This window comes from Rhizobium lusitanum (assembly GCF_014189535.1).
GTDB lineage: Bacteria > Pseudomonadota > Alphaproteobacteria > Rhizobiales > Rhizobiaceae > Rhizobium > Rhizobium lusitanum_C.
The window spans coordinates 610717-633752 of record NZ_CP050308.1 but is presented as its reverse complement, the minus strand read 5'-3'; the positions used below and the strand labels follow the sequence as shown (position 1 = coordinate 633752).

Sequence of the window (23036 nt, the reverse complement as noted above, 5' to 3'; positions counted from 1 at the left end):
GCAAGCTTCCGCCGTCGTCTTTTCCCAAGAAATCGACGGGCGATCAGTTGCCGTAGACGTCGAAATCGAAATACTTGTCCTGGATCTTCTTGTAGGTGCCGTCAGCGCGGATCGCGGTAATGGCCGCGTTGAACTTGTCCTTGAGCGCGGTGTCACCCTTGCGAAGGCCGATGCCGGCGCCGATGCCGTTGATCTCCGGATCGATCTTCAGCGTGCCGAGAAGCTTGCAGCAGCTGCCGGCGTCCGACTTGACCCATTCCGAGAGGACGACGACATCGTCGATGACGGCATCGATACGGCCGTTCGAGAGGTCGAGCTTGTATTCGTCCGGCGACGGATAGAGCTTGAGTTCGGCATCCTTCAGGTGCGCCGTGGCGTAGTTGGCGTGCGTGGTCGAGGATTGCGCGCCGATGCTCTTGCCCTTCAGGGCCGCATCGCTCGTGTCGGCAATGGTCGAATCCTTCGGCACGGCAATTGCTGGCGGCGTGTTGTAGTACTTGTTGGTGAAGTCGATGGCCTTTTCACGCTCTGGCGTGATCGACATGGACGAGACGATGGCGTCGAATTTCTTGGCCTGGAGCGCCGGGATGATGCCATCGAAATCCTGGTTTACGAAGGTGCACTTGACCTTCATCTGATCGCAAAGCGCATTGGCTATATCGATGTCGAAGCCGACGATCTTGCCCGAGGCATCGAGCGATTCGTAGGGTGGGTAGGTTGCGTCCGTGCCGATGACGATCAGAATCGCCGTCCGCGAGCGCGGCACCGGCGAAAAGCGACATCGCTGCAAGCGATGTTGCGGCGAAAAGACGAGTGGAGATGCGCATTTTGATCCTCTCTGTTGGTGACCGGCAGCTCTTTTTCTTCACTGGCAACCGGCCGGAATGGAGCGGGCGAGGGGCCTGCCTTGGCAGGATAATCGTACTTTTTTTTCACAAATTGCAACTGGAATTACGAAGTGCTTCCGCACTGCACACGGTCTTCAAAGTGCTTCGCATGACGTCACAAACTGAATGAAAGCCGTCCGGCGCATTCAGCCAGGGTTAATTCAGGCCTCCTAATAGTGCGGGAACAATATGACCACCTGCCGCGATTAAGCCCTATGAGCAACGAAAATCGGCCGGGATCGTGAGGCATCGCCTCTGTGGGCTTGGATCCGCAGTTCGGCGGACAATGAAGAAAAGATAAGAGGAGACCCATCTATGGGAAAGCGATCCAGACTATTTGCCAGCGCTGCATTTCCGCTGCTTTCGCTGTCGCTAGCGTTTGAGCCGGCGGCGGCTGCCGCGTTGAGAGGGCAGGCCATCATGCCATTGAGCAATGATGTAGCCGGCTCGGCTGCCACCAATGCTGGTGCAAGTTTCGAAGTTGCCCAGGAACAGCCTCAGGGCGGTCAGTCCGAGGAAGAGCTGCGTAAGCACAAGAAGCCGGGTGAAGCCGAGCAAGGCGCACCGCAGGGCCAGAAGCACGAGGCCGCGCCTGCCCAGCAGCGGGAAGCCGAGCCGCAGCACAAGCCAAAGGAGGCCGCACCCGAAGCGGCACCGCAACCGCAGAAGCATCAGCAGGAAGCGCCGCAGCCGAAGGCCGCCGAGCCGCAGGCGGCTCCGAAACAGCAACATGAGCAGCCCGCAGAGAAGCCGCCTGCACAGAAGCCGCAGGCTCAGCCTGAGGCCAAGCCGCAGCCGAAGGCAGTAGAACCACAGGCGCAAGAACCGAGCCAGCCGGTGCAGAAGCCGCATAAGCAACCTGCCGAGCAGCAGCCCGCAGCTGAGCCGGAAACAAAGCCACAGCCGAAGGCCGCACCTGAGACGCAGCAGCAAGGCCAGCCCGAGCAAAAGCAGCACCGGAAGCCGCAAGGCCAGCCAGCCGAGCCGGCACAACAGCAGACAGCACCGGCCAAGCAGCCGGCACCGGCCGCACAACAGCCTCAGGCCCAGCAGGCTCAGCCGGAGACTGAAACTCAGCCCGCGCAGAAGCCACATCAGAAGCCGCAGGCCCAGCCTGCTGAGACAGCGCCACAGCAGAAGGCACCGGGGCAGCAGCCGGCCGAACAACAGCCGGCACCGGCCACGCAACAGCCTCAGGGCCAAAAGCCCCAGCCTGAAACACAGGTGGCGCCCGGTAGCCAGCAGGGACAGAAGCCCGGCGGTGACAAGACGCACGGCAAGCCGCAGCAGGGTGAGCAGCAGCCCGCACCGAAGGGCGAGCCGCAAGGTCAGCAGGGCCAACAGCCAAATCAGGCGGCTCCGCAAACCGGCAAGCAACCGCAGCCCACCAATGAAACCGGTGCTCCCGCACAGGGCACAGCCACGCCTGCGCCTGCCAACGGTACGGCGCAGCCCAACGGCGCAGCCCAGCCGGGTGCCGAAACGGCGGTTCCCGCCAGCGCACCGGTGTCGCCGCAAGAACTGGAGCGTCGCAAGAAGATCGCGGAAAATCCCGCCGAGAGCAAAGGCCCCGTCATCCTGCCGGTGCAGAACGGCGCTGCCGTGCTGGATAGCGACAAGGATGCGGCCCGTCGTGGACACCGCCAGGGTGGCCAGAACCCCGGCGGTCAGGGTCAGGGTCGCGGTCAAGCAGGGCAGCAGGGCCAAGCAGGCCAAGCTCCGGTAGGCCAGGGCCAGGCCGTGCAAGGGCAAAATGCCCAGACACCGCCGCCGGCCGCCTACACGAAGCCGCCGACCTCCGATGCCGAGGCACAGCGCGCAACGGGTGGCCAGCAACAGCCGCCTGTGAAGATGGAAGCCGTGACCAGCGAGCAGGGCCGCCGGATGGATGGCCGGCCGAATTTTACGGCTCCGGGCGGAACGACGGTCCAGACTATCGTCAATCAGGACAATCGCACCATCGTGAATGTCGACAACAACTACGTCGTTCGCCATGACGATACCGAGCGCTTTGTCCGCGGCGGTGAGCGCCCGACCTACGAACAGCTTCCGCGGGATCGTTATCGCGAGACGATCGATCAGCCGGACGGCGATCGAATCATCACCGTGCGCAACCGGTATGGCGATATCATCCAGCGGTCGCGCGTCGATGCGGACGGCCGCGAATATGTGCTGTTCTATTCACCGGAGCTCGAACAGCAGCCGGATCACGACGACTATTTCCGCGATCCGGGCGACAGCCTGCCGCCGATGCGTCTGCTCATCCCGCTGAGCCAGTACATCATCGACACCGGAAGTGAGCGTGACTCGGACTATTACGACTTCCTGCGCGAGCCGCCGGTCGAGCCTGTTGAGCGCATCTATTCGGTCAATGAAGTGCGCTATTCCGCCCGTATCCGTGACAAGGTGCGCCGCATCGATCTCGATACGATCACCTTCGCAACTGGCAGCGCGGAAATCCCGATGTCGCAGGCGAGCACGCTGCGCGGTGTCGCCGACGCCATTGGTCAGATCGTCAAGAAGGACCCGACGGAGACCTTCATGATCGAAGGTCATACGGATGCCGTCGGATCTCCGGAGAGCAACCTGATCCTTTCCGACCAACGGGCAGAATCGGTCGCCAAGGTGCTGAGCGATGTCTACGGCGTTCCGCCGGAAAACCTGGTGACCCAGGGCTATGGTGAGCAATATCTGAAGGTGAACACGCAGGGACCGGAGCAGGAAAACCGCCGCGTCACCATCCGCCGCATCACGGCGCTGGTGCGTCCGGTCGCTTCCAACCGGTAAAGCCACCCAATCTTATGCATGCAAAGGCCGTCGGGAAACCGGCGGCCTTTGTTATTTGGCGGGTGTGCCAAGCTCGACCGTAGCTGCGATGAAATCGGCAATGGTCATGGTGTCGTTCAGATCGAAGACGGTCAGCGCGCCGGCATCCTCCACCGGATGATCGGCGGCGATGGCGACGATATGAGGGTCTTGCGGTGCCAGCGGCTCGTTCTTCGCGGCCTCGAGCCGGCGTGCTTCGATCTTCGGGATCGGCTCGCGTTTGTAGCCCTCGATCAGCACGAGGTCGCAAGGGGCGATCCGGGCGAGGATTTCTTCGAAACTTGGCTCAGGAGCACCGCGCAATTCGTGCATGATGGCGTAGCGCGTGCCGGAGACGATGGTGACTTCATGCGCTCCGGCCTCGCGATGGCGAAAACTATCGGCGCCGACCTTGTCGATGTCGAAATCATGATGGGCGTGCTTGATGGTTGAGATCTTGTAGCCGCGACGGGTGAATTCCGTGACCAGACGCACCGCAAGGCCGGTCTTGCCGGAGTTCTTCCAGCCGGCGATGCCAAAGATTTTCGGGCGCGGAGTTTTCATTGGTTGCTTTCCAGTGCCGCGAGCCATCTCCCCGCGTCGAGCAGGTCGTCCGGCGTGTTGATATTGAAAAAGGGGTCGAGCGGGCCGATCATCGTTTCGATGGCCGGAAAGTCCACCGTCCGGACGAGATGACGCGCCAGGAAATCCCGGACGCGCCGCTTCTCATCCGCGAGAAGCCAGGCTTCGAGATCGTCAGCGAGAGAGACGGGCCAGAGACCGAAGACCGGGTGATCGCGTCCCAGCGATGCGGCGATCGCGATGTCATCCCGGCCTTCGATCGGCTCCGCCAGTCGGGCAACCAGATCAATCGGGAAAAACGGGCTGTCGATCGGCACGGTGACGAGATGGGAGGCATGGGGACAATGTACAGCCGCGTGGCGCATGGCGGTGAGCACGCCAGCGAGGGGGCCAAGCTTGCCGGTGATGGTATCGGGGACCAGCCGTAGCCCCTCTGTGTCCAGCCAGTCGGCATCGGCGTTGAGCGCGACTGGGATTGTTTGTTGCTGCCCGATCCGTGTTGCTATCCGCGTTAGAAGCCTTTCGTGGCCGAGCAAAGCGAATGCCTTGTTCGCACCCATGCGGCTAGAACGCCCTCCGGCAAGCAGGAAGGGCGGGATTTCGGTGGGATCTGCGATGAAGCCGGGCATGCTGGCGACCTCAGGCGGGCACACGCGGCTCTGATTCCTGGGCGATAGGCTGAGCCGCTTGCCGCTTTCTCTCCCGATAGAATGTATAGATGCCGGAAGCGATGACAATGGCGGCGCCGATGAAGGTCCAGGCATCCGGCACCTCGCCGAAGAAGAGCAGGCCAAGCAGTGCCGACCAGATCAGGCTGATATAACGAAACGGCGCGACGAAGGAGATTTCGCCTGTCCGCATCGCCAGGATGGTCGCCTGATAGCCGATCAGCACCAGGACCGATGCCAGCAGGATATGCGAGAACGAGGTGAGGCTGACCGGTTGCCAGCCGCCGAGCGGCTCTGTCAGCAGAGCGCCGAAGATCGAAATCGAAACTGCGGTGCACACCGTCACCATCAGCGACGGTACATCCTTGCTGATGCAACGCGTGGCCAGATCGCGTGCCACGGTTGCGAACATGCAGGCGATGGAAAGCAGGGCGGCCGTCGTAAACCCTTGGGGATCGGGGCGAACAATGATCAGCACACCGACAAAACCGACGATGATTGCCGCGCAGCGCCGCCAGCCGATGGGTTCCTTGAGGAACAGCGCGGCTCCAAGCGTGACGGCGAGCGGCACCGCCTGCTGAATGGCCGAGGCATTGGCGATGGGCATCATTCCAAGCGCGGTGATGTAGGTTCCCGCCGCAATCGCTTCGCAAGCGATGCGCAGTGCGATCATCGGCTGCAGAATGACTTTCCACGAGCGCAAGGCGCCCATATGCCGGGCGATCAGGTAGACGATAATGCTGGTGAAAAGGCCGCGGATAAAAATGATCTCGCCGGCATTCATTACGGAGATGACCGATTTGGACAAGGCATCGCTACAGGCAAAACCTGCCATTGATGCGGCCATGTAAAGGGCGCCCTGCGTATTCTTGGTCCGCGGCATGAAACGATTCCCTGGATATATCAGTCTGACCTACTGCGCTTTTCGTCAAATTGGAATCGCTCATGGTCTGTCGGTGGCGGAATTCGATTGTGCGTCGCAGCGAAACTTCCGGTTGATCGCATGCCTGGCTCCGGTAAAATCGCAAAACGAGACAGAATTTCGGATTTTTCGTAGATTGCACAACCTTTTATGTGCGCGCTTAATTCTTATTCAATCTTATTTCCCGAGGCTCCCACTCGGTTTTGCATGACGCAGAAGCATCTACCGCAGCGCAGCAGGAATGATGATCCCGCCTTCGCCGGATACCAACCAATTTGATTGGGGCGTGGCATGTTCTTCATTGATCGTCTTCTGCAAAGTCGCAGGATCGTGACCAAGGTTCTTATCTTCGTCGTGCCGCTGGTGGTGCTGATCGCCGGTGTCGGTATGGTCGGCTATCACACGGCCAATATCCTCAACGGGCATATGACCGTGACGCGGGCGACGATCGAAAACATCAGCGATTTCGAGAATTTACAAGCCGCGCTACAGGAGTTCACCACCTCGCCGTCCAACGAGACGCGCCAGGCGCTCACCGACAAGATCGATGCGCAGGAAGCTGGTGTCCAGCGGCTGAACGGTTTGCTTAGCGACGACCAGCGCGCCAATATCTCCGCCGTCAGCGCTCTGGCGGACAAGATGCGCGCTCAGACGGCCACCCTTTGGACTATCAAGCAAAAGCAGGATGGCGATGTCGACGCAATCCGGAAGGCGGTGCTGGGCATTCAGACGAACGGTAAGGCCGCCGCCAAGCAGATCGACATTATCCGCAAGGAATTCAGCGACAAGGAAACCTTTGCCAAGGAGCTGCTTTACGACGCCGCTGCCTATAAGGGGCTGTCCGAAAAGATGAGCAACCTGCGCATCCAGGTACAGATGGCCGCCGATTCCGACGAGGAAATCACCGACGCGCGCACCTATGCCGACGCCATTCTGAGGCAGCTAGCGATCTCGCAAGCCCTTGTCTCCAAGCGTGGCGCCGGGCTGGTCAACAATGCAGCCGACGCAGCCAACAAGCTCGACGCCTTGTTGAAAGGCAGCGGCACGTCCGACCAGAAGGTCGAGGCGATGGGTCCCATTCTTCAGGCCTTTGTTAAGATCGAGGGCGACATGACCCTGCAATCGGCCAAGAACAGCGATACCGCCGCGGACCGCTTCGTCAGTCTCGATAAGATCATCGATGGCCAGAAGGAACTTCTGGCTCATGTCGATGAAGCGCTTGGCATTATCGATCGTGTGACGCTGCATGCGGCGCGCATGGAAAGTGTCCGCGATGCCGCTTCGCGCGAAGCCGTGATCAGCGATCTGAAGGAACTGCAGGATGTGGCCGTGAAGATTTCGGCGCTCGGTCCGGCCAATGCCACTATGCGCGACTTTGCTTCGCATGTTCAGCCCCTGATCGACGGCGTGACCAAGGGATCGGCCGATCTGTTGCAAACGTCGGCCGATTGGAAGACGACACGTGTCGAATCCAACGGCATCCTGGCGGAAGCGATGACATCGCTGCGCAGCTTCGTTGCACAGGCGCAAGAGATCGGCAAGGAAGACAGCGAGCGCTCGGCCAATGTCTCCGTTATCGCGATGATCTTCGGCACGCTGCTTGCGATCGTCGGCGGCCTGATGCTGGTGGAAACGCTGCGCGGACCACTGAAGCGGGTGACCGAGATCATGACGCGACTGGCAAGCGGCGATCTGGAAGTGGCGATCGACGGCCGCAACCGCGGCGACGAGATCGGCGACATGGTGCGCTCAGTCACCGTCTTCCGCGATGCCGCTGTCGAAAACGTCCGGCTGGAGCGGGAAGCGGAGAGCGCTCGCGCTCTGTCGGCGGAAGAGGCTGAACGCCGGGCCGCAGACCGCGCCCGCATCGAAGCCGAGCAGAAGCAGGCGTTGAATGCGCTGGCCGACGTTCTCGCCAAGCTTGCCGACGGCAATCTAGAGGAAAGCATGCGGGAAGATCTCTCCGCCGACTTCGTCGAAATGGCCTTCACCTATAATCATGCAATCGAAGCCCTGCGGGAAACGCTGACGGATGTCCGCTACACCGCCGAGGAGATCAAGGGCGGCACCGGCAATCTTGCCATGTCCGCCGACGACCTGGCGCGTCGCACCGAGCAGCAGGCGGCAGCGCTCGAGCAAAGCTCGCGGGCTCTGCATCGCCTCAGCGATGTCGTGCGCTCCACGGCCGATCGTGCCAAGCAGACGGCGGTGTCGGTGAACGAGACCCAGGCCTATGCAACCCAGTCCGGCGAAGTCGTCGCCAAGGCCGTCGGCGCCATGAGCGAGATCAATCGCTCGTCGGAGAAGATCGCCACCATCATCGGCGTCATCGACGAGATCGCCTTCCAGACCAACCTGCTGGCGCTGAACGCAGGCGTGGAGGCAGCTCGCGCCGGCGATGCCGGTCGTGGCTTTGCCGTCGTTGCCCAGGAAGTCCGCGAGCTTGCGCAGCGCTGCGCCAATGCGGCGAAGGAGATCAAGGGGCTGATTTCCGCAAGCTCGGCGCAGGTGCGGAGTGGCGTTCATTTGGTCGAGCAAACCGGCTCGGCGTTGAACGAGATCATCAAGCATGTCACCGGCGTCCAGAAGCTGGTGTCCGATATTTCCTCCGCGACGGCCGAGCAGTCCACAGGCATCGAGGAGGTGACACGGGCGGTTGGCGAGGTCGAGCTGATTACGCAGAGAAATGCTGCGATGGTCGAGGAAAACAATGCCGAAATCCACGGCCTGCGTCAGCGCGTCGACACGCTCTCCGAGAAGATCGACCGCTTCCGCACGGGCGATGGAGACCAGACGTATGAAAGCTACGATACTGGCAAAAACCGATATCGCGCCGCTTAAGGTGTTACTTTAGAAAACAGAGATAAATAATAAAAATGCCGGGCTTTTGACCCGGCATTTTCTTGATTTGATATCGCTGAAAATCAGCCCCCGGTCACGCTCATATGGCGTGCGACCGCAGGCCTGTTGTGGGTGCGATCGATGATGAAATCGTGGCCCTTCGGCTTGCGAGTGATGGCTTCATCAATGGCGGCGTAGAGGAGACCATCGTCTTCGGTGGCGCGGAGCGCCGTGCGCATGTCGGCGGCGTCGTTCTGGCCGAGACACATATAGAGCGTGCCGGTGCAGGTCAGGCGAACGCGGTTGCAGCTCTCGCAGAAATTATGGGTGAGAGGCGTGATGAAGCCAAGCCGGCCGCCGGTTTCCGCGACTTCGACATAGCGGGCCGGGCCGCCGGTCTTATAGGGAATCTCGGTAAGCGTGAATTGCTGTTCGAGGTCGGCGCGCAGCTTGGAGAGCGGAAGATACCGGTCGGTGCGGTCCTCCTCAATCTCGCCCATCGGCATCGTCTCGATGACGGTCAGGTCCATGCCTCGGCCATGGGCGAAGCGCAGCATTTCGGGTATCTCGGCCTCGTTGAAGTCCTTGAGCGCTACGGCATTGAGCTTGATCTTCAAGCCCGCCTTCTGGGCGGCATCAATGCCTTCCATCACCTTGGCGAAATCGCCCCAGCGGGTGATGGCGCGGAACTTGTCGGGGTCGAGCGTATCAAGCGAGACGTTGATGCGGCGCACGCCGCAATCATAGAGCTCGTCGGCATGGCGAGAAAGTTGCGACCCGTTGGTGGTCAGCGTCAATTCCTCAAGTTCGCCGGTCTGGACGCGCTTGCCGAGTTCGCGCACCAGAAACATGATGTTCTTGCGTACCAGTGGCTCGCCGCCGGTCAACCGGATCTTGCGCACGCCCTTGGCGATGAAGGCGGAACAGAGCCGGTTCAGCTCTTCCAGCGTCAGCAGGTCTTTCTTCGGCAGGAAGGTCATGTTTTCCGCCATGCAGTAGGTGCAGCGGAAATCGCAGCGATCGGTCACGGAGACGCGCAGATACGTAACCGCCCGCCCGAATGGGTCGATCATGGGTGACGCATCCGCCACCAGGGGCGATCCGTTGCCTATCGTACCGACGATGCTGTTCACGAAAACCTCCGTTACCATGTTAATGTGTGCATAGGCGATTGTCGCGTCAAGGGAAATGCATTTCGAATGCACTTGCGCGTGAAGAAGCGCCGGCCTACTTCTCCGGACAGGCATTGAAACGCATGGGATAATCGATGAGCGACGTCTGGCCAACCGAATTGAGAGTATCGAAGGACCGCCATCGTCTGGTGGTGAGCTTCAATGATGGCGCAAGCTTCGATCTGCCGGCGGAAATGTTGCGCGTCCTGTCGCCATCTGCCGAGGTGCAGGGGCATGGGCCGGGGCAGAAGGTCACCGTACCGGGCAAGCGCAATGTCGGTATCATGTCGATGACCCCGACCGGAAACTACGCCGTGCGCATCGGCTTTGACGACATGCACGATACCGGCATTTTCACCTGGACCTATCTTCGCGAACTCGGCGAAAAGGGTTCGGAGCTTTTCGCGGTCTATGAGGCTGAATTGAAGAATAAGGGCTTGAGTCGCGACGTGGCGGGCAAACCGCACTAGCATCGATTTTTCGGCAAGAAGGGGGCAGGCATGGTCGGTCGGGGTAGGGAAAGCTGGCTGCGCGCCAAGGGCAGCAAGAACGAGAGCAAGGTCTCATTCGTCGAACTATTTTTCGATCTCGTCTTCGTCTTTTCGATCTCGCAGCTTTCCCATGCACTCGCCGGCCATTTTACGCCGCTTGGCGTTCTCGAAGCCATCATGTTGGTCTTCGCGGTCTGGTGGGTGTGGGTCTTCACCGCCTGGGTGACGAACTGGCTCGATCCCGACCGCATGCCGGTCCGCATCATGCTGTTCGTGTTGATGTTTGCCGGGCTGGTGCTTTCGGCGTCGATCCCGGATGCCTTCGGCGAGAAGGCGATCTTCTTCGCCGGCGCCTATGTCTTCATGCAGGTCGGGCGCTCGCTGTTCACGGCCTATACCTTGAGGGGTGTCAACGCAGGCAATCACCGCAATTTCCTGCGCATCTCGAGCTGGTTAGCCCTGTCGGGCATCTTCTGGATTGGTGGCGCGCTTGTGGGAGGCGAGACGCAGGTGGCGCTGTGGCTTGCGGCGCTGGTGATCGAATATGCAGGCCCCGCTCTTGGTTTCCGCGTGCCCGGTCTCGGCAAGTCGACCACCGCGGATTGGAATATTTCCGGTGCGCATCTTGCCGAACGCTGCGCCCTGTTCATCATCATCTGCCTGGGGGAAGCGGTGCTGCTGGCGGGCAAGACCTTTGCCGAAGAACCGCTTTCGCTGCTGATGATCCTGGTGTTCGTCACTACTTTCGTCGGCACAGTCGCGATGTGGTGGATCTATTTCCAGTTCGGTCATGAACGCGCCGCCCATCGCATCGAGCATGATGAAACACCCGGCAGCCTGGCGCGCCAGGCTTTCACCTATGCGCATATCCCGATTCTCGCCGGTATCATCCTGAGTGTCGTCAGCGACGAGTTCCTGTTTTCGCATTCCCACGACCAGGCCGACCTGCACATGGCAGCCGCGATCCTCGGCGGCCCGGCCGTGTTTCTCATCGGCAATCTCTGGTTCAAAGGCGCGACGACCGGCCGGCCGCCGCTATCGCATCTGGCCGGGCTTGTCGGACTGGCGCTGCTGCTTTTGACGCTGCCGATGGTCGTCGTCTATCAGCTCGGCATTCTTGCGACGTCCGTCCTGGTGGTCGTGGCGATCTGGGAATACGCATCGCTGACGCGCGCCGTGCCGCTTGCGCGCCCGCCCAGTCATCATTGATCGGTAACGGTTTCCAGTGGTTCCCGTTCGTCCTGCAACAACAGGCCGATGATCCGCTCCATATGCGTAGCCATGAGTTCACATTCCTCGAGCGGCGCCTCGGAGAGCATGCGGTCGATCAGGCCAGTCTGGATGGCCATGGCCTCTCCAGTCACACGCCGGCCGTCCTGGGTCAAATAAAGCCGCAGGACGCGCTTATCGTGTCTGTCGCCGCGCCGCTCGATCAGGCCGCGCTTTTCCATCTGCGGTAAGAGCATGCTCATGTTGGAGCGCCCGACCAACAGCTTGCGGGCCAGTTCCTGCTGCGAAATGCCCTCGAATCGAAAGAGATTGACGAGGATATCGAGATGGGGCGGCTTGATGTCGAGATGGGCGAGCGCCCGGCCGAGTGACTGTTGCATCAACTGGCAGGCGCGGGCAACGGCGATCCAGCTGCGAAAACGCGGATGGTCCCAGGGTAGGGATTGATTTTTGTTCATCGTTGTACTTTATTGTTCATAGTTGAACATTTTTTGGATTCTCACTATGCCATCCTTTGTGCTCAAGGTCACCCGGCTGGGATTATCCGGCCTCAGCCGTGTCTCGCCGCAGCTCGCCGGCAAGGCCGCCTTCAAGCTCTTTTGCCTGACGCCGTCGCGTCTGCCCCAGGGCGCCAAGGCCAAGGCCGCTCATGCCGAGGGCAGGGCGCGGCTTGCTTCCGCCGAGGCGGTCATGCTGTCTTTCCCTGGAGGACGGGCAATGGCCTATCGTTTCAACGGCGGCGCGAAAGGCCGACGCCGGCGCTATCTTGTCGTCCATGGCTGGGTCTCCAGCAGCGAATACACGTCGGAGCTTGCCGCCTTTCTCGCGGATACCGGCGCCGAAGTGGTCTCGCTCGATCTGCCGGGCCATGGCCGTTCGCCGGGGCGTTTCCTCAATCTGCGTCTAGCCGTTTCCGCCATTGCCGCTGCTGCGGAACGATTCGGCAGCTTTGATGCGACGATCGGTCACTCCTTCGGCGGCGCTTCTGTCGCGCTTGCAGCGGCCGGGTTCCTGCCGGGTATTGAGCCGGTTCTGCCGGAACGCCTGGTGTTGATCGGCGCACCAAGCGCGATGGGTTGGTTGTTCACTGATTTTGGCGGGCTGATGAGGCTCGACCCGAAGACACAAGCGGCGCTTGAGGCGCAGGTCGGGCGGGTCACCGGTAGGCCGTTGAAGGATTATGATGCTGTGCGCGGCGTTCGTGATCTCGGCAGGCCAATGCTGGTCATCCATGCCGAGGACGACAAGGAAGTAAGTGCTGACCATGCTCGCGCTTATGAGAGGGCAGGCGGCGATGTTCGCATGCTCTGGGCGAATGGTTTCGGCCATCGCCGCATCGTCAGTGCCGTTCCAGTACTGGAGGCGATCGGCGAATTCCTGGCGGAAGCGCAAATCTCCGCCGAGGACAAAAATGCTCTCGAAACCGACAACGAAACGGTGATATCGTTTTTCCGGACTCCGGTGCGGCGCGTGTCATAGCCACGTCATGCCTTGCGCCTAACCCACCGGATCCGGTTCGAAAAGACGCGAGGCAACATGACGATCATCACATCCGTTGAAGAATTGAATGAGCTTTACGGTGGCGCCGGCGAGGCCGCGACCGCCAAGGTGACGAATGCGCTGACGCCGCTTTATCGCCGGATGATCGAGGCTTCGCCCTTCATGGCCCTGGCAACGGTTGGCCCGGAAGGGCTGGATTGCTCGCCGCGCGGCGATCTCGGCGGCATCGTGCGGGTAGAGGACGACAAGACGCTGTTGCTTCCCGACTGGCGCGGCAACAATCGCGTCGATTCGCTTGCCAATATCGTCCGCGATCCCCGTATCGCGCTGATGTTCCTGATCCCAGGCTCGAACACGACGATGCGGCTCAATGGCCGCGCGGTCGTTTCCATCGAAGAAGGCCTGCTGGCAAGTTTCGAAATGGATGGCAAGCATCCGCGCAGCGTCGTGGTGATCACTATCGACGAGGTCTATTTCCAGTGCGCGCGGGCGGTGATGCGCGCGGAGCTCTGGAATTCGGAGAGATTTGTCGATCCGGCGAGCCTCCCGACGCCCGGCATGCTGCTGAAGGCGGCGAAGGGCGATTTCGACCAGGAAACCTATGACCGCGAATGGCCGGTGCGCGCTGCCAAGAGCATGTGGTAATGAAAGTCGTCGGCGCTTCCAGAAGGATGGCGCCGGCGACCGTTGGCCTCGATTTTATTTCTTGTAGATAAGCCAACTTTTCGCGAAGTCTTTCTGCATGCCGCTCTGGTAGGCGTAGCTGCAATTGCGGCCGGCATTCTTGGCGGAATAGAGCGCGATATCGGCCTTGCCATAGAGTTCACCGGGGTCGGTGGCGTCGGAGGCCATGCAGACGCCCAGCGAGATGGTGATTGGGCCGTAATTCACCCTGGTGCGTGAATTCTTGAATGGCGTTGCCTCCAGCGCGCGGCGGATGCGTTCGCAGGTCGCAAGCGCGTCCTCCGGCGTATAGCCTTCGAGGATCAGCGCAAACTCCTCGCCGCCGGTACGGGCGACGAAGGCCTCGCGGCGGACGTTGGCGCGAATAACGGAGGCAACGGTTGCCAGGATCTTGTCGCCAACCGGATGACCGTAGTTGTCGTTGATCTTCTTGAAATGATCGATGTCGGCCAGCACCAGTGCCGTCACGGGCCGGGCCATCTGATTGTCGAAGACCGAAGCCAGGCGGTCGTCGAAGGCGCGGCGATTGGAGAGGCGTGTCAGTGCGTCGGTGTTGGCGATACGCTTGTATTCGTCCAGCTCCTTGCGGACCTGGTCCATTTCCTGGCTGCGCTGGTTGACGTTCTCGACGGTCCGCTCACCATGGGCCATGGTGTCGCCGGTCGCTTCGGTCAGGATGTCGATGGCCCCGCGCAGCAGGTCGACGCTATTGTGATTCTTGGACATGATGCGCTGGCAGGTTTCGCCGAGCAGCCGGTTGTAGCTTTCCAGAGAGGTCTGCTCCTGCTGAAGCGCGCGCAATACGCCATCCAATTCGGTGATGATGCGGGTATGAGCGTCATCGAAAATACGACCGGAATGGCGGGCGAAATGCCGCGCGTTGATCGCGTCCAGCTCTTCTTGCGTGGCGTTGCTGCCGAGGGCGGCGAGTTCGCGGGTCAGGATGGGATTGGAGCCGATATAGGCTTCATAGAACAACTCATAATTCCGCGGGATGGGGGCGACACCCATGGAGCGCATGGCATAGGTAATCTGCCCTGCCACGTCGGGAACTTGCGCCTTGGGCGCAACCACCGTATTCATTCGCGAACTCCATAATATCTATTCATGAAAGCAGTAGCTTTACTTAGTCTACGATTCTTTGAAAAATATTAAAGCAATAAAAATAAAACTTTACCAGTAATTTCAGGTCGGGAAATAGCTGTATTACTACATAGAAATACTTTTGAAAAAAAGGCGCCAGAACGGCGCCTCCCCTTTGTTTGTCGGCCGGCAGTGTGTCAGCCCAGATTGAGCTCCTGGAAGAAGTCGTTGCCCTTGTCGTCGATGACGATGAAGGCGGGGAAATCTTCCACTTCGATTTTCCAGACGGCTTCCATGCCGAGTTCCGGATATTCCAGCACTTCGACCTTTTTGATGCAGTCCTGGGCAAGGCGCGCGGCGGGGCCGCCGATGGAGCCTAGATAGAAGCCTTTGTGCGTCTTGCAGGCCTCGCGCACGGCGCGCGAGCGGTTGCCCTTGGCGAGCATGACCATCGAGCCGCCGAAGGACTGGAACTGATCGACATAGCTGTCCATACGCCCAGCCGTCGTCGGACCGAAGGAGCCGGAGGCGTAACCCGCCGGTGTCTTGGCTGGTCCAGCGTAATAGACCGGGTGGTTCTTCAGATATTCGGGCATGCCTTCGCCCTTTTCCAGGCGCTCGCGGATTTTCGAATGTGCCAGGTCGCGGGCGACGATGATGGTGCCGGTCAAGGACAGTCGGGTCTTCACCGGATGGCGTGACAGTTCCGCCAGGATGTCGGCCATCGGCCGGTTGAGGTTGATGCGAACCATCGATTCGGACAGCTTCGCCTCATCGATCTCGGGCATGTATTTCGACGGATCGGTTTCGAGCTGCTCGATGAAGATGCCGTCGCGGGTGATCTTGCCCTTGGCCTGACGGTCGGCGGAACAGGAGACACCGAGGCCGATCGGCAGCGAAGCGCCGTGGCGGGGCAGGCGGATGACGCGGACGTCATGACAGAAATACTTGCCGCCGAACTGCGCGCCGACGCCGAGGCTCTGCGTCAGCTTGTGGATTTCCTTTTCCATTTCGATATCCCGGAAGGCATGCCCGCTTTCGGAGCCCTCCGTGGGAAGACAGTCCAGGTATTTCGTCGAGGCGAGCTTGACTGTCTTGAGGGTCATTTCGGCCGATGTGCCGCCGATGACGATCGCCAGATGGTAGGGGGGACAGGCAGCCGTGCCGAGCGTCAGGATCTTCTCTTTCAGGAAATCCAGCATGCGGTCATGGGTGAGCAGCGACGGCGTGCCCTGGTAGAGGAAGGTCTTGTTGGCCGAGCCGCCGCCCTTAGCGACGAAGAGGAATTCGTAGGCGTCGGTGCCTTCCTCATAGATATCGATCTGGGCGGGGAGATTGTTCTTGGTGTTCTTTTCCTCGAACATCTTGATGGGAGCAAGCTGTGAATAGCGCAGGTTCTTCTTCTCGTAGGCGTCCAGTACTCCCTTGGCCAGCGCCGCGTTGTCGCCGCCCTCGGTCCAGACGCGACGGCCTTTCTTGCCCATGATGATCGCCGTGCCGGTATCCTGGCACATGGGCAACACGCCGCCAGCTGCGATATTGGCGTTTTTCAAGAGGTCGTAGGCAACAAAACGGTCGTTTTCTGTCGCCTCCGGGTCTTCGAGAATGGAGGCGAGCTGCTTGAGGTGGCCGGGGCGCAGCAGATGATTGATGTCGGCGAAGGCCGTCTCGGCAAGCAGTCGGATGCCCTCGGGATCGACGGTCAGGATGTCCTGGCCCTTGAACGTATCGACGGAGACGTAATCGCTCGAAATCTTGCGATAGGGAGTGGCGTCGGCGCCGAGGGGAAAGAGATCGTCAGCCATGCGTGGACCTTTCAATGCCTTGAAGTGGCGGAAGAGACGTTTGGAAACGGTCTAAATCCGGTAGGGTCCAAATGCAATTGCTTGGCTGCTATGATGGAATTTCAAAATGGGAGATTGTCGGTGAGAGATGCGCAGGTCGGGTAGATTTTCCGATGCGGAAACATTGTACCCGGCCCCTCACCTTAGCCCTCTCCCCGTTTGCACGGGGAGAGGGGACGATCGCGCAAGATAAGCGGTCTCCGCAGCCTGGATAGAGGCTTAGGGCATCGTAAAACTCCCTCGCCCCGCATGAGCGGGGAGAGGGTTGGGGTGAGGGGCCAGGCAGATAATTGCGTCACTGGCGAACGTGCCTGACCATCACCAAACCACGAGCCTACTTCGGCCCGATCATCATTTCTGGCCGGACGATGGCATCATATTCTTCCGAAGACACCAGCCCGCTCGCCAGGGCTTCTTCCTTCAGTGTCGTGCCATTCTTGTGCGCGGTCTTCGCGATCTTGGCGGCGTTGTCGTAGCCGATTTTCGGGGCGAGCGCCGTCACCAGCATTAGCGAGCGTTCCAGACCCGCCTTGATGTTGTCTTCGCGTGCCTCGATGCCGGCGACGCAATTGTCGGTGAAGGAGACGGCGGCGTCGCCGAGCAATTGCACCGATTGCAGGAAATTATAGGCCATCATCGGGTTGTAGACGTTAAGCTCGAAATGACCCTGGCTGTCGGCGAAGGTCAGGGCGGCATTGTTGCCGAAGATGTGGATGCAAACCTGCGTCAGTGCTTCGCACTGTGTAGGATTGACCTTGCCGGGCATGATCGACGAACCCGGCTCATTTTCCGGCAGCGACAATTCGCCAAGGCCGGCGCGCGGGCCGGAGCCGAGAAAGCGGATGTCGTTGGCGATCTTGAAGAGAGCGGCCGCAGCAGCATTGATAGCGCCGTGGCTGAAGACCATCGAATCATGAGCGGCAAGCGCCTCGAACTTGTTCGGCGCGCTGACGAAGGGCAGGCCGGTGATCTTGGCGATCTCGTCGGCCACCTTTTCGGCAAAGCCGATCGGCGCATTGAGGCCGGTTCCCACAGCCGTGCCGCCCTGGGCGAGTTCGCTGAGGCCCGGCAGCGTCAGTTCGATACGCTTGATGGCCGAGGCCACCTGGGCCGCATAGCCGGAAAACTCCTGGCCCAGCGTCAGCGGCGTCGCGTCCTGGGTATGGGTGCGGCCGATCTTGATGATATGGGCGAAGTCGGCAACCTTCTTCTCAAGGGCCGCATGCAGGTGCCGCAGGCTTGGCAGCAGATGATGAACGATCTGTTCGGCGCAGGCGATATGCATCGCCGTCGGATAGGTGTCGTTCGACGACTGGCTCATGTTGACGTGATCATTCGGATGCACCGGCTTCTTGGAGCCCATGACGCCGCCGAGAATCTCGATCGCGCGGTTGGAGATCACTTCGTTGGCGTTCATGTTCGACTGCGTGCCGGAGCCGGTTTGCCAGACGACCAGCGGAAAATGATCGTTGAGCTTGCCGTCGATGACTTCCTGTGCCGCCTCGGCGATCACTTTACCGAGAGCGGGGTCCAGTTGGCCAAGTTCCACATTGGCGCGGGCAGCTGCCTGCTTGACGATGCCGAGCGCACGGACGATCGACAATGGCTGCTTCTCCCAGCCGATTTTGAAGTTGCCGAGCGAGCGCTGCGCCTGCGCGCCCCAATAGCGGTCGCTTGCGACTTCGATCGGGCCAAAAGTATCGGTTTCGGTGCGGGTGGAGGTCATGATCCCTGATCCTGCTTTTCCGTTGAAAAAGATAGATGCCATATAGGTCCGAATAACGCCTAAGAAAACAGCTGAGGCGTGCATTTCATGACTAATTTAATCATGTTTTTGAAGGTGCGGGAAATGCGTGTTCTTTTTGACACGCTCGGTGGATATTCTTTGTTGCGTATTTATGAGCGCGTGAAAACAGCAGGAAAATTCAATAAAAAATTAACTAATAATATCATAATTTTGTGTGAATTAAATCGCGAAGCACGCCTTTGCTTTCTCACACGAAGTTGAGGCATTGAACAAAAGGTGGGGCTGGTCGTTTTCATTTTGATGGTTAAACGATGTTAGGAATATCGTGGCCGATTTGAAAACAGCACCGTCTGTCTCGAAGCTACAGCATGACACGGGGACTGATTAGAGAATGAAACTTGTCACCAAAGCCGCAGCATCCGTCCTGGCTCTTTCCTGCTGCATCTCCGCCGTCGGCGCGACATCCGCGAACGCGATGACCCTCATGGACTTCATTCGTGGAGGCCAGGGGCGTCAGCAGAGCACGCAGGTCTCCGCTCCGGTCCCCGCCAATCCGGCTCAGGATACCCTAGGCTCCAACCCGACGCCGCAGGTAAAAGGGCCGCTGCCAAAGGTTGATGCCCCGCAATATTATACCTATAAGCCCGAAGCCATGCGGCTGGTTGCATCGAACCGTTTTGCGGATCCGGTGGTAACCGGGGCTGTCGCCGATGCTTCGGCCACGCCGGTTGCGGTTGATTCGAGCGCTTCGCAGCGGCATCATCTGACCGAAGTTCGCGTCATGGCGACGAACGACGTCGCCAAGGCAGTCGAGTCCTATTATGCCGACCAGAGCAAGCCGCTGGTCTGGGTTGCCGACAATACCATCAGCGAGAAGGCGAAGGCCGCCATGGCGGTTCTGGCCGATGCCGCCTCCGTTGGCCTCGATCCCGCCGACTATGCCGTGACGCCGCCGAATTTCGACCAGTCGAGCGTCGATCAGGAGATGCGTGACCGTGCCCTGATGCAATTCGAGCTGACGCTCTCCACCAAGGTGCTGGTGTTCATTCAGGACACGATCCGCGGTCGTCTCGACCCAAACAAGATCTCCGGTTATCACGACTTCAAGCGTAAGGACGTCAACCTGATGCCGGTGCTTGGCATGTTGGGCGCAAGCCCGGATGTCGCCGCCTATCTCAATAGCCGCAGTCCTTCCAACCAGCAGTTCATGGAGTTGAAGGCCGAGCTTGCAAAGCTCAAGGGTGCAAGCGGCGGCGATGGCAATAATATTTCCGTTTCGCTGACCGGCATTCTCAAGCCGGGCGGCAGCTCGCCCGAGATGGCCAATATCGTCAAGGCGATCCAGCATCGCGGTTCCGACGTGCTGAAGACGGCTCATGCAGCCACGCTCGACGCCTATCAGGGGACGCCGGATTATACCCCGGATCTCGTGGCGCTGGTCGAGGACTTCCAGAAAGAAAAGGGCCTGACGTCCGATGGCGTCATCGGCCAGTCTTCGGTCCGCGCCATGGTCGGCGAAAATAATAATGTGAAGATCCAGAAGCTGGTTGTCGCCATGGAACAGCTGCGCTGGCTGCCGAATGAACTCGGACCGCGCTACGTTCTCATCAACCAGCCGGCCTTCATGGTCTACTACCACAACAATAATCAGGAGCAGCTGTCGATGCGTGTCGTCGTCGGCGGCAAGCAGCATCAGACCTTCTTCTTCGAAGATCAGATCCAGACGGTCGAGTTCAACCCGTTCTGGGGCGTTCCGCAGTCGATCATCATCAACGAGATGCTGCCGAAGCTGCGTGCCGACCCGAACTATCTCGACCGCATGGGCTATCAGGTTGAAGTCGGTGGTCGTGCTGTCGCTTCGTCCAGTGTCGACTGGTACGGCTCGACCAAGAGCGTCGCCGTCCGCCAGCCGCCGAGCAGCGACAATGCATTGGGCGAGCTGAAGATCCTCTTCCCGAACTCGCATGCGATCTACATGCATGACACGCCGCAGAAGAGCTTCTTCAAGAAGGACATGCGTGCCCTCAGCCACGGCTGTGTCCGCCTTGCTGATCCGCGCGCCATGGCTGCTGCCGTGCTCAACACCACAGTTGCGGATGTTGCAAAGCAGATTGCCGGCGGCCAGAACAAGGCCGTTGCCGTGCCGCAGAAGTTGCCGATCTATATCGCCTACTTCACCGCCTGGCCGAACAAGGACGGCGTCGTGCAGTATTTCAACGATGTCTACGATCGCGACGCGGCAACGCTAAAGGCACTCGACGCGACGACCAAGTCCCGCACGGCGCAGATCTGATTGCAGTTCGATATTTGAACAAAGAAAAGGCGGTCCATGGGGCCGCCTTTTTCATATTCGATCAAGAAAATTCGCTCCGGATCAGGCCGCGAGCAGTCCCTGGACCAGCGCCGGTGTCAGTTCGTCATAGTGGCTGATGATGCGGCTTGGGCCGAGCGTTTCTACGCTGACGTCGGAATAGCCGAAGGGCACGGCGATCGAGGGGACGCCGGCGTTGCGGGCGACGAGGATATCGTTGACGCTGTCGCCGATCATGACTGTGCGGTTGAGATCGCCGCCGGCGCGCTCCACGGTGCCGATCAGATGTTCGGCATTCGGCTTGCGAACGGGGAAGGTGTCCCCGCCGGTGATGGCTTCGAAATAATGGGTGAGATTCAGTCTCTCAAGCAGCGTGCGTGCCAGGGATTCCATCTTGTTGGTGCAGACCGCCAGCTTGTAGCCCTGGCTCTTCAATGCATCCATGGCGGCCAGCAATCCCGGATAGGGTTCGGTCAGGCCCGGCATCGTCTCGCTATAATGCGTGATGAAGCGCTGAAGGAGTGCCGGCAGCTCTTCCGGGGCTAGCGTATAATCCCGCAGCTTGCAGGCGCGTTCGATCATTACCTGCGCGCCGTTGCCCACCAGATGCGTCAGGTCGTCATAATTGACGGGCGCGAGATGGAGTGCTGCAATCGTGTGATTGAGGCTGGCGACGAGATCGGCATGGGTGTCGAGCAGGGTACCGTCGAGATCGAATACGACAAGGGGAGATTTCACCAGGAATCAGCCTTTGGAAAAGAAGAGAAAAGCAAGTCTTCGGAGTTAGAAGATCGGGCCGGCAATTGCAACTAATGGCGCCACGAGCCGCTTCGAATATGGTCCGGGATTTCTATGAAAGGCCGTTATTTTGGCTTTCGTTTGCCTGGAGAGCCGTGTAAACAGCACCCAACGTAACTATCGGGAGCAGGTGGCGCATGGACGCCCGCCAAATGAAGATCGAGGCTGCAAGAGCGGCTCTGGCCTATGTCGAGAGCGGTATGCGGCTTGGGATTGGCACGGGCAGCACGGCCGAGGAATTCGTTCGGTTGCTTGCCGAGAAGGTAGCGGATGGCCTCGTGATTGAGGGGGTTCCGACCTCCGAGCGAACAGCTCGTCTCTGCGTCGAGCTCGGCGTGCCGTTGAAGTCGCTCGACGAGCTTCCTGAACTCGATCTCACCATCGATGGTGCCGACGAAGTGGACGGTGCCCTGCGGCTGATCAAGGGCGCCGGCGGTGCGCTGCTGCGCGAGAAGATCGTTGCGGCCTCGTCGCAGCGGATGATCGTCATTGCCGACGAAAGCAAGGTTGTTCAGACGCTTGGCGCCTTTCCGCTATCGATCGAGGTGAACCCGTTTGGCCTCGTTTCCACGCGTATTCAGATCGAGAAGATGGCTGCCCGCCTTGGCCTTTCCGGCGCACTCAACCTGCGCCAATCGGAAGACGGCAACTTCACGACTGATGGCGGGCATTTCATCATCGACGCATCTTTTGGCCGTATTCCTGATGCAGAGGCGCTGTCTATTGCGCTGAATTCCATTCCCGGTGTTGTCGAACACGGGCTCTTTATCAACATGGCGACACTTGCGATTATTGCCGGTCCCTCCGGCGCACGCACGTTGCAGGCGAACAATACATAGGAGCACTGAACTCATGATCAAAATTGCGGGTCTTGGCCGTTTTGCCGCTGCGACCATCGTTCTTTCTGGTATCGCGCTTAGTTCCGTCAGTGCGCAGGAAGTCTCGGAAGAGCAGATCAAGGCCGCTCGTGCCGCGATCAACGCGCTCGGCGTCACGAACCAGTTCGACAACATCCTGCCGAATCTCGCCGAGCAGCTGAAGAGCACGATGATCCAGGCGAATCCGAACTTCGGCGACGCCATCAATTCGTCCGTCGATGCAACCGCACTTGCTCTTGCGCCGCGCCGCGCTGACTTGGAGCGTGAAGCTGCCGTAACATTCTCGAAGGCATTTACGACAGACGAACTCAACTCTATCGCCACGTTCTTCTCCTCGCCAACCGGCAAGAAATTCTTGCAGGACAATCCGGTTGCTTTGCGTGAGCTTTATAAGGCCGCGGACATCTGGGGCCAGGGCATTTCCCGCGACCTCGCCAACCAGAGCAGCGACGCTTTGCAGAAGGTGGTGAAGGCGCCGGTCGCTCCTGTGTCGACTGATGCTGCCACCGATGCCCAGCCAGCACCGGCACCGGCAACGAAGAAGTAAGCTTGACCTTTGGTCGTGATCCTATCCGAATATAGCGTCGGAGTTT

18 protein-coding genes and 1 pseudogene are annotated in these 23036 nt (G+C 59.8%); 9 read left to right on the top strand and 10 right to left on the bottom strand.

Annotated features, from left to right (window positions below; all coding sequences use genetic code 11):
* Nucleotides 1–43: 43 nt before the first annotated feature.
* Nucleotides 44–827: pseudogene (locus tag HB780_RS16860) on the bottom strand (ABC transporter substrate-binding protein).
* A gap of 375 nt (nucleotides 828–1202) precedes the next feature.
* Here HB780_RS16860 and HB780_RS16855 point away from each other — a divergent pair.
* Nucleotides 1203–3674: an OmpA family protein gene (locus HB780_RS16855; RefSeq protein WP_183693914.1), complete on the top strand. Its 2472-nt coding sequence runs from the start codon at nucleotides 1203–1205 to the stop codon at nucleotides 3672–3674.
* Between the two features lie 51 nt (nucleotides 3675–3725).
* On the opposite strand, the gene mobB is transcribed toward HB780_RS16855, so the two are convergent.
* The 3 genes from mobB to HB780_RS16840 are packed head-to-tail and all read right to left on the bottom strand — an operon-like array spanning nucleotide 3726 to nucleotide 5825.
* Complete coding sequence (gene mobB, locus HB780_RS16850; RefSeq protein WP_183693911.1) at nucleotides 3726–4256, bottom strand: molybdopterin-guanine dinucleotide biosynthesis protein B; 531 nt, start codon at nucleotides 4254–4256, stop codon at nucleotides 3726–3728.
* Complete coding sequence (gene mobA, locus HB780_RS16845; RefSeq protein WP_183693908.1) at nucleotides 4253–4903, bottom strand: molybdenum cofactor guanylyltransferase MobA; 651 nt, start codon at nucleotides 4901–4903, stop codon at nucleotides 4253–4255. The genes mobB and mobA overlap by 4 nt, the downstream gene beginning before the upstream one ends.
* Before the next feature lie 10 nt (nucleotides 4904–4913).
* Entirely contained in the window at nucleotides 4914–5825 is a 912-nt protein-coding gene (locus HB780_RS16840) for a DMT family transporter (protein ID WP_183693905.1), read from the bottom strand.
* A 330-nt stretch (nucleotides 5826–6155) separates the two neighbouring features.
* Here HB780_RS16840 and HB780_RS16835 point away from each other — a divergent pair, with 330 nt between their 5' ends.
* A complete protein-coding gene (locus tag HB780_RS16835; RefSeq protein ID WP_183693902.1) occupies nucleotides 6156–8705 on the top strand; it encodes a methyl-accepting chemotaxis protein in 2550 nt (849 codons plus the stop codon).
* Nucleotides 8706–8788: 83 nt separating this feature from the next.
* Here the strand turns inward: HB780_RS16835 and moaA are convergent, their stop codons facing one another.
* Nucleotides 8789–9838, bottom strand: a complete 1050-nt coding sequence (gene moaA / locus HB780_RS16830) for a GTP 3',8-cyclase MoaA (RefSeq protein WP_183693899.1) — start codon at nucleotides 9836–9838, stop codon at nucleotides 8789–8791.
* Nucleotides 9839–9972: 134 nt separating this feature from the next.
* On the opposite strand from moaA, the gene HB780_RS16825 reads away from it, so the two are divergent.
* On the top strand, nucleotides 9973–10347 hold the full coding sequence (locus tag HB780_RS16825; RefSeq protein WP_183693897.1) for a gamma-butyrobetaine hydroxylase family protein: 375 nt from the start codon (nucleotides 9973–9975) through the stop codon (nucleotides 10345–10347).
* A gap of 30 nt (nucleotides 10348–10377) precedes the next feature.
* Entirely contained in the window at nucleotides 10378–11577 is a 1200-nt protein-coding gene (locus HB780_RS16820) for a low temperature requirement protein A (protein ID WP_183693894.1), read from the top strand.
* Here the strand turns inward: HB780_RS16820 and HB780_RS16815 are convergent.
* Entirely contained in the window at nucleotides 11571–12056 is a 486-nt protein-coding gene (locus HB780_RS16815) for a MarR family winged helix-turn-helix transcriptional regulator (RefSeq protein WP_183693891.1), read from the bottom strand. The two genes, HB780_RS16820 and HB780_RS16815, sit on opposite strands and share 7 nt — an antisense overlap.
* 46 nt (nucleotides 12057–12102) lie before the next feature.
* Between HB780_RS16815 and HB780_RS16810 the strand changes: the two genes are divergently transcribed.
* Nucleotides 12103–13077, top strand: coding sequence for an alpha/beta hydrolase (locus HB780_RS16810; protein ID WP_183693888.1), 975 nt, complete (start codon nucleotides 12103–12105; stop codon nucleotides 13075–13077).
* Between the two features lie 57 nt (nucleotides 13078–13134).
* A complete protein-coding gene (locus tag HB780_RS16805) occupies nucleotides 13135–13743 on the top strand; it encodes a pyridoxamine 5'-phosphate oxidase family protein (RefSeq protein ID WP_183693885.1) in 609 nt (202 codons plus the stop codon).
* Between the two features lie 54 nt (nucleotides 13744–13797).
* Here the strand turns inward: HB780_RS16805 and HB780_RS16800 are convergent, their stop codons facing one another.
* The 3 genes from HB780_RS16800 to fumC form a co-directional block, all read right to left on the bottom strand.
* Nucleotides 13798–14865, bottom strand: a complete 1068-nt coding sequence (locus tag HB780_RS16800) for a GGDEF domain-containing protein (RefSeq protein WP_183693881.1) — start codon at nucleotides 14863–14865, stop codon at nucleotides 13798–13800.
* 197 nt (nucleotides 14866–15062) lie between these two features.
* Nucleotides 15063–16670 (bottom strand): fumarate hydratase, encoded by a 1608-nt coding sequence (locus tag HB780_RS16795; protein ID WP_183693878.1) that lies wholly within the window; start codon nucleotides 16668–16670, stop codon nucleotides 15063–15065.
* A gap of 373 nt (nucleotides 16671–17043) precedes the next feature.
* Nucleotides 17044–18435, bottom strand: a complete 1392-nt coding sequence (gene fumC, locus HB780_RS16790; protein ID WP_183693875.1) for a class II fumarate hydratase — start codon at nucleotides 18433–18435, stop codon at nucleotides 17044–17046.
* Nucleotides 18436–18847: 412 nt separating this feature from the next.
* Between fumC and HB780_RS16785 the strand changes: the two genes are divergently transcribed.
* Nucleotides 18848–20749 (top strand): L,D-transpeptidase family protein, encoded by a 1902-nt coding sequence (locus tag HB780_RS16785; protein WP_183693872.1) that lies wholly within the window; start codon nucleotides 18848–18850, stop codon nucleotides 20747–20749.
* A gap of 81 nt (nucleotides 20750–20830) precedes the next feature.
* Here the strand turns inward: HB780_RS16785 and gph are convergent, their stop codons facing one another.
* Entirely contained in the window at nucleotides 20831–21505 is a 675-nt protein-coding gene (gene gph / locus HB780_RS16780) for a phosphoglycolate phosphatase (protein WP_183693868.1), read from the bottom strand.
* Nucleotides 21506–21702: 197 nt separating this feature from the next.
* On the opposite strand from gph, the gene rpiA reads away from it, so the two are divergent.
* Entirely contained in the window at nucleotides 21703–22404 is a 702-nt protein-coding gene (gene rpiA, locus HB780_RS16775) for a ribose-5-phosphate isomerase RpiA (protein WP_183693865.1), read from the top strand.
* Between the two features lie 13 nt (nucleotides 22405–22417).
* Nucleotides 22418–22990: a DUF2059 domain-containing protein gene (locus HB780_RS16770; protein WP_183693862.1), complete on the top strand. Its 573-nt coding sequence runs from the start codon at nucleotides 22418–22420 to the stop codon at nucleotides 22988–22990.
* Nucleotides 22991–23036: the final 46 nt, after the last annotated feature.